The 7,180-nt window shown below is 32.7% G+C and carries 5 protein-coding genes; 1 reads left to right on the forward strand and 4 read right to left on the reverse strand.

Annotation, left to right across the window (positions count from 1 at the left end):
• Positions 1 to 13: 13 nt before the first annotated feature.
• The gene (locus tag ACKTSW_RS06810) at positions 14 to 2,452 is read right to left on the reverse strand and encodes a DUF5916 domain-containing protein (RefSeq protein ID WP_408024526.1); all 2,439 of its coding nucleotides are present in this window, start codon (positions 2,450 to 2,452) and stop codon (positions 14 to 16) included.
• Positions 2,453 to 2,683: 231 nt separating this feature from the next.
• Here ACKTSW_RS06810 and sucC point away from each other — a divergent pair, with 231 nt between their 5' ends.
• Positions 2,684 to 3,880: an ADP-forming succinate--CoA ligase subunit beta gene (sucC, locus tag ACKTSW_RS06815; protein WP_408024527.1), complete on the forward strand. Its 1,197-nt coding sequence runs from the start codon at positions 2,684 to 2,686 to the stop codon at positions 3,878 to 3,880.
• 207 nt (positions 3,881 to 4,087) lie between these two features.
• Here the strand turns inward: sucC and ACKTSW_RS06820 are convergent, their stop codons facing one another.
• The 3 genes from ACKTSW_RS06820 to ACKTSW_RS06830 all read right to left on the reverse strand — a co-directional run bounded on the left by ACKTSW_RS06820 (position 4,088) and on the right by ACKTSW_RS06830 (position 7,167).
• Positions 4,088 to 4,573, reverse strand: coding sequence for a tetratricopeptide repeat protein (locus tag ACKTSW_RS06820; RefSeq protein WP_408024528.1), 486 nt, complete (start codon positions 4,571 to 4,573; stop codon positions 4,088 to 4,090).
• A 238-nt stretch (positions 4,574 to 4,811) separates the two neighbouring features.
• The gene (uvrB, locus tag ACKTSW_RS06825) at positions 4,812 to 6,800 is read right to left on the reverse strand and encodes an excinuclease ABC subunit UvrB (RefSeq protein WP_408024529.1); all 1,989 of its coding nucleotides are present in this window, start codon (positions 6,798 to 6,800) and stop codon (positions 4,812 to 4,814) included.
• Positions 6,801 to 7,011: 211 nt separating this feature from the next.
• Complete coding sequence (locus ACKTSW_RS06830) at positions 7,012 to 7,167, reverse strand: T9SS type B sorting domain-containing protein (RefSeq protein ID WP_408024530.1); 156 nt, start codon at positions 7,165 to 7,167, stop codon at positions 7,012 to 7,014.
• Positions 7,168 to 7,180 lie beyond the last annotated feature (13 nt).

Genomic DNA, 7,180 nt, shown 5'->3' on the forward strand with positions numbered 1-7,180 from the left:
AATAAATCCCCTTTTAAAGTATTTTTTTTAAATTGTTATAATCAATAAAATAAACCAAACGAACCGAAAAAGTGTGTTGATTGGGTTCACTAAAAAGGTTATCTAGATTCGTAAAGAAGTTCTGAGTAGCATTTTCATTTGAACTAAAAATAGAGTTTCTGTAAAAAGCAATTAATTGGCTCCCTGGTGCAAATTGCCATGCATAGTTTAAATCTAAATTCCAACTATTAAAATTCATATCATGTTGCTCTGTATAAGAGGTGTTCTCCAGTTCCCCGTTATTTTGATTTAGTTGATAAAACTCATTGTAGGGAACTTTACTCCAATTATGTCTAAAAGTAAGAGATAATGAAGATATTGGACTAAAAGTATATTTACCTGTTAACGAATTATTGTACGAAGTCCAGTCACGTTGTCCGAAATAAATGTTGTCATCATCACTATTAACATACCCAAATTGATTTTCTGATTTGCTGTAGTTTAAACCATAAATTAACGAGAATTGTTTGTTAAAACGATATCTAGGTCTAAATCCAAAGCCATAACTCATTTGGTTAACACCTTTTATTGTTTGCCTGTTAAAAGTGTACCAAAAATCGTAGTCAATTGCCATTTTTTTTCTGTAATCGCTAGATCCCCAGTGGTTTATGTTTAGTCTTTCAGGCCTGTTAAAATAAACCCCGTTGGTACTTCCTTGTCTTGGTTCAAAAAAGTCCTTTCTTTCGGTACTGTAGTTTAAGTTACCACCAAAACTAAATCGTGTTTTTGTATTAGCCCAAAATGACAGACCAGAGTTGGTACCGGTGTAAGTGTCTGAATGATGTAAAAAGTTAATATTGTAGTACCAGTTAACTCCATAATCATTAAAAATACCTTTAGGCTTTAATAAACGATACCCAGTAAAACCGTAAATTCCTTGTTCATTATTACTAAATAAAATTCCCATGTCATTAGGATCGTAATCTTTATTTTCAAATTTATAGCCAATTTCCCAACGCCATGTACCTGCATGTTTTCCTATACTGGTGTCGAAAGCATATCCAGTATTTGGTTCTGAAGGATCGTCACTAATATTAGTCATTTTAACCGACCCGTCAATATTATAAGTACTTTTTTTATCTTCAACATGCCATAACAAACCAGTAGCATTGGCATCTCTAAAATCACCAACTCTTGTAACATTTGTGTTGATTAGAGTTATTGCTGAGTTTTGATTAAACTGCTGATCTAACACCATAATGTTGTAATTAGAAAAAGGATTGGTAGTTTCTTTTCTAACTTCTTTTGTCGTATTATTTTGTATGGTTGTTTCTGTTTTGTCTGTAATAGCGTTAAAAAAACCAATTCCAAGTCCACCTTTAGTTCTTCCTGAAACTTTTACAGCATTTAACATTTGTACTTTATCATCTGATCTAAGAATAGTTTCATTATCTTCATCTACTTCTACAGGTTTAATAGGGGCTGAACCAATTCTTCTAGAATAAAACAAATTCCCTTTGGTAAAAAGTTCAATACCTTCAGTAAAAAATTGACGTTGTTCAGTAAATTGCTGTTCAAATGGACCTAGGTTTAAAACAACGTCATCAAAACCCACTTGACTAAAATCAGGAACAAGAGTGGCATCGAGTGTAAAGTTTTCTGTAAGACCATATTTTACATCCATACCTGCACTCCAATCAAAATTTGTTTCACCATCAAAAGTGGTAGTTGTTGCTGAAGCGTAAGGGTAAAAAGACAGTCTAGTAGGAGGTATTATATCTTTAAAGTTTTCAATTAAACCATCATATTGAGTCCAGGCTCCTTGTTGATTATCAATGTGATTCCAAGTGTAGCGAGAGTTTAAGTTTCTAATTTCTCTGTGAAAATTCATTCCCCATGACTGTACAGGTTTGTTCGCAAAACGTAATGCTCTGTATGGAATTTTCATTTCAACTACCCAACCATCTTTTGTTATTTTATGTGCGCTTTCCCACACAGCACTCCAATTGTAATCTTCATTGAACTTGTTAGATACTTTCGAATCTATTTGAGTACCTGCGGCAGTTACAATAAACATTACGGGGTTTTGCCCATCATCAATAGGGTTAATCATAACCATAAAAAAATCTGAATTACCAAAGTTATCTCTATTGGTAAATTCAGCAGGGATTTTAGATGGTTCAGGGTCGTGCATTAAAGCAGAGATATAAATTGCATCATTATCATATACCAATTTTACTTCGGTTGTATGTGTATTGGGTTCTTTTTTGCCATTATCAGGGCGCATCATTACAAAATCTTTTGCAATTGGAACATTACTCCATATATCGTCATTTAAAATTCCATCAATTTTAGGAGCTGAATCTATTCGTGTTGCTTCTATTCTTTTTCTATTTTGGTTTAAGGTTTGAGCAATTATAACTTCGGTAGTGAAGAAAATAATAATAATCAAAGCTAGTAATCTATTATGCATTGTTGATTGAAAATGTATTATTGGTTAAGCTAAATTATTATGATTTCAATTAATAAATCACAAAATCATGTTAATTAAGGTAAAGACATATAAAAAAAATGAGCGTTACACTTTAGAAGTTAAAAAAATGCAAAAAGGCACATCAAAGATTAATCAATAAATTAAAACACAAATTACAAGGTATTATAAATTGAATTTGTATTTTTGTTCGACTTTAAAAATTCATATCTAATGAACTTACACGAATATCAAGGTAAAGAAATATTAAGCAGTTTTGGCGTTCGTATTCAACGTGGAATTGTTGCAAATACTCCAGAAGAAGCTGTTGAAGCAGCGAAGAAATTAACAGAAGAAACAGGTACTGGTTGGCACGTAATCAAAGCTCAAGTACACGCAGGTGGTCGTGGAAAAGGTGGTGGTGTTAAGTTAGCTAAAAACCTAGATGAGGTAAAAAGTATTGCTGATGACATTTTAGGAATGATGTTAGTAACTCCTCAAACTTCAGCAGAAGGAAAGTTAGTAAATCAAGTATTAATTGCTGAGGATGTGTATTATCCAGGTGATAGTGAGCCAGATGAATTTTATATGTCAGTTTTATTAAACCGTGCTACAGGTAGAAATATGATTATGTATTCTACTGAAGGAGGTATGGATATTGAAACTGTGGCAGAAGAAACTCCACATTTAATTTTTACAGAAGAAATTGATCCAGGAACAGGATTATTACCTTTCCAAGCTCGTAAAATTGCTTTTAACTTAGGGTTAAGCGGTGGAGCTTTAAAAGAAATGGTAAAATTTGTTACCGCTTTATATACAGCATACATCAAGTCTGATTCTTCGATGTTTGAAATTAATCCAGTATTAAAAACATCTGATGATAAAATTATGGCAGTAGATGCTAAAGTATCGTTAGATGAGAATGCATTATATCGTCATAAAGATTATGCAGCAATGCGTGATTTACGTGAAGAAAACCCAATTGAAGTAGAAGCTAAAGCTGCAGGATTAAACTATGTAGATTTAGATGGTAACGTTGGATGTATGGTAAACGGAGCTGGTTTAGCAATGGGAACTATGGATTTAATTAAGCAAGCAGGTGGTGACCCAGCAAACTTTTTAGATGTTGGTGGTACTGCAGATGCACAACGTGTTGAAACTGCTTTTGGAATCATTTTAAAAGATCCTAATGTAAAAGCTATCTTGGTAAACATTTTTGGAGGTATCGTTCGTTGTGATCGTGTTGCTCAAGGTGTGGTAGATGCTTATAAAAATATGGGAGACAAAATTAATGTGCCTATTATTTGCCGTTTACAAGGAACAAACGCAAAAGAAGCAAAAGAATTAATTGACAACAGCGGAATGGAAATTATCTCAGCTACTGAGTTCCAAGAGGCTGCTGATAAAGTAGGAGAAGTTTTAAAAGCTTAAAACTTTTTAATTATTTCTTAGTAAAATATATTAGAAAAACCTCACTGTAAATAGTGAGGTTTTTTTGTGCTTCGTTATCGGTTTTGAGTATGGGAAGTAACATTTTTGTACGCGAGTATTTTCAGCAAGAAAATCACATACAACTAAAATTGATTTAGTGCTAAACTACACAATTTTTAATAAATGTTGTTATCCATAGTTTATTCATTAGTACTCTTTAATCTTTTTCTTTAAAATATCAATTTGTGAGCCAAAATCATGATAATTGATTAATATAGATTCTGACATATCAATTGATAATTTAGCTTTGTCAATCCAACCATAATCTAAGTACATTTCTGAAAGGCCAAGATAAGAGATGCCAATTAAAAAGTCAATCTCAGATTTTTTAATTATATAATTATAATGTTTATCGGCCTTTTTGTCTTCTCCTAAAAATCCATATATTTTACCAAGGTTAAGGATAGCTGGATAGTAAGTAGAATCTGACAGGGTTATTGATTTTTTGTAATAATCTATTGCTTTAGGGAACTTTTTCATAATGACTTCTAGGTTACCTAAATTATTTAAAGTAATACAACTTTTAGGGTTTATAGTTAGCGCCTTTATGAACTCATTTTTTGAATTTTCATAATTATAATTTAAAGCTAATCTTATTCCGTTTTTAGTTAACTCTTGTTCTTTTAAGCTCATATGAAAGTCGGAACTTATAATAGCAATGTTTTTTTGATCAATTCTATAATATTGTATTAAAGGAATTTCATTGACAGTAATAAGGAGGTTTTTTTTCTTTTTGCATGAAAAAACTAGAGTTATTATTAGAATAAAAAATATTTTTTTGATCACAGAATTATTTTACGGTTAATGGAATGATTGATATCGTCCGATAGCTAAATTAAATTATTAAAGATTAAGAATCAAACTAAAAAGTTTACAAATTCTCCTTCAAAACCTCAATTTCATCTCTTAACTGAGCAGCTGCTAGAAAATCTAATGCTTTGGCAGCTTCTTCCATTTGCTTGCGTTTGATGCGTATGCGTTTTTCTATTTCTTGTTTAGGTAAGTATTCTAACTCTTGCTCAGCAGCTTTTTGCGTAGCATTGTCATAATGGTACGAAGTAATCGCATTTTTAGATAACGTATTGTCTATCTTTTTATTGATTTGTGTAGGCGTAATTCCGTGAACTGTATTGTAATTAATTTGCTTTTCACGTCTACGATTGGTCTCGTCAATCGTTAGTTGCATACTATTGGTAATTTTATCCGCATACATAATGGCTCTACCATTTATGTTACGTGCAGCTCGTCCTACGGTTTGTGTTAATGACCTATGTGAACGTAAAAAACCTTCTTTATCAGCATCTAAAATAGCAACCAAAGATACTTCTGGTAAATCTAGGCCTTCACGGAGTAAGTTAACTCCGATCAATACATCAAATAAGCCTTTACGTAAGTTTTGCATAATTTCTACACGCTCTAAAGTATCTACATCGGAATGAATATAGCGACAGCGTACTTGAATACGTGTTAGGTATTTAGCTAATTCCTCAGCCATACGCTTGGTTAGTGTGGTAACCAAAGTACGTTCATCTTTTTCTACACGAATCTGAATTTCTTCAATTAAGTCATCAATTTGATTCAAACTCGGACGAACTTCAATTTCTGGATCTAACAATCCTGTAGGTCGAATTACTTGCTCTACAAATAACCCTTCGGTTTTTTGCAATTCGTAATCTGCTGGTGTCGCCGATACATAAATCACCTGATTTTGTAAAGCTTCAAACTCCTCAAACTTTAGCGGACGGTTGTCCATTGCAGCAGGCAATCGGAATCCGTATTCTACTAAGTTTTCTTTTCGACTTCTGTCTCCACCATACATCGCGTGTACTTGTGGTACGGTAACATGGCTTTCATCAATTACCATTAGATAATCATCAGGAAAATAATCTAGTAGGCAGAAAGGACGGGTGCCAGCTTCTCGTCCGTCTAAATAACGAGAATAGTTCTCAATTCCAGAGCAATATCCTAATTCTCGAATCATTTCTAAGTCAAACTCAGTGCGTTCTTGTAAACGTTTAGCTTCTAAATGCTTTCCTATTTCCTTGAAATAATCTACCTGTTTTACCATATCTTCTTGAATTTGATGAATGGCATTTTGCAAAATGTCAGGAGAGGTTACAAAAAGGTTGGCAGGGTATATGTTGAGTTTTTCTAACCGCGTAATAACTTCGTTGGTTTCAATATCAAACGTTTCTATTTCTTCGATTTCATCTCCAAAAAAGTGAATTCTATAGCCATTTTCACCATAGGAAGGATAAATGGTAACCACATCTCCTTTAACTTTAAACGTTCCACTTTTTATTTCAACTTCAGTACGAGCATATAAACTTGTAACTAAGCGATGTAAAAATTTGGTACGTGATATTTGTTGGTCGACCTCAATGGTAATAACGTTCTTTTTGAATTCGGTAGGGTTACCTATACCATACAAACAAGAAACAGAAGCAACAACTAATACATCTCGACGCCCAGAAAGAAGGGAAGAGGAAGTACTGATTCGTAAACGTTCTATCTCATCGTTAATCGATAAATCTTTTTCTATATAAGTTCCTGTAACAGGAATATAAGCTTCTGGTTGGTAGTAATCATAATACGAAACGAAATACTCAACAGCATTGTTTGGAAAGAACTGTTTGAACTCAGAATACAACTGTGCCGCTAAAGTTTTGTTGTGTGCCAATACTAGTGTTGGACGGTTTACTTCCGCAACAACATTAGCTACTGAAAACGTTTTACCAGACCCTGTAACACCTAAAAGTGTTTGATATCTTTCATTGGTTAAAATTCCGTTTGAAAGTTGTTTAATAGCCTGAGGTTGGTCTCCTGTTGGTTTAAATTCTGAGTTTAATTCAAAGTTCATTCAACAAAAATACGGATAGTTATTTATGTGATGAAGTTTAATTTCTTTTGAGAGTAAAGTGCCCTTTTTTATTTATTATATTGTCGTTAATACCTTTAAATTTAGTATGAAACCAATAATCTTTTGAAGGGAGTTTCATATTTTACCAACATGTAATTTGAGTAAACGATAAACTTAACTTAAAATAATTAACTTTTTCATAGCGTGTAATCTATTTTCTAAGTAGTGAAAAATGCCCAGTTTTTTTTCTTACTTTTCCGTTAGAATCAATTAGTTCAGCATTATACCAGTAATCATTAGAAGGAAGAATAGTACCATTGTATACCCCATTCCATCCAGAGTGATTTTTGTCAGTAATTTCATTAATGAGTTTTCCAAAA

Source organism: Tenacibaculum sediminilitoris, assembly GCF_964513795.1.
Taxonomy (GTDB): domain Bacteria; phylum Bacteroidota; class Bacteroidia; order Flavobacteriales; family Flavobacteriaceae; genus Polaribacter; species Polaribacter sediminilitoris.

Coding starts and splice junctions, on each gene's coding strand:
- uvrB (WP_408024529.1), bottom strand. CDS start 6,800: ATGAACTTTGAATTAAACTCAGAATTTAAACCAACAGGAGACCAACCT.
- sucC (WP_408024527.1), top strand. CDS start 2,684: ATGAACTTACACGAATATCAAGGTAAAGAAATATTAAGCAGTTTTGGC.
- ACKTSW_RS06810 (WP_408024526.1), bottom strand. CDS start 2,452: ATGCATAATAGATTACTAGCTTTGATTATTATTATTTTCTTCACTACC.
- ACKTSW_RS06820 (WP_408024528.1), bottom strand. CDS start 4,573: ATGAGCTTAAAAGAACAAGAGTTAACTAAAAACGGAATAAGATTAGCT.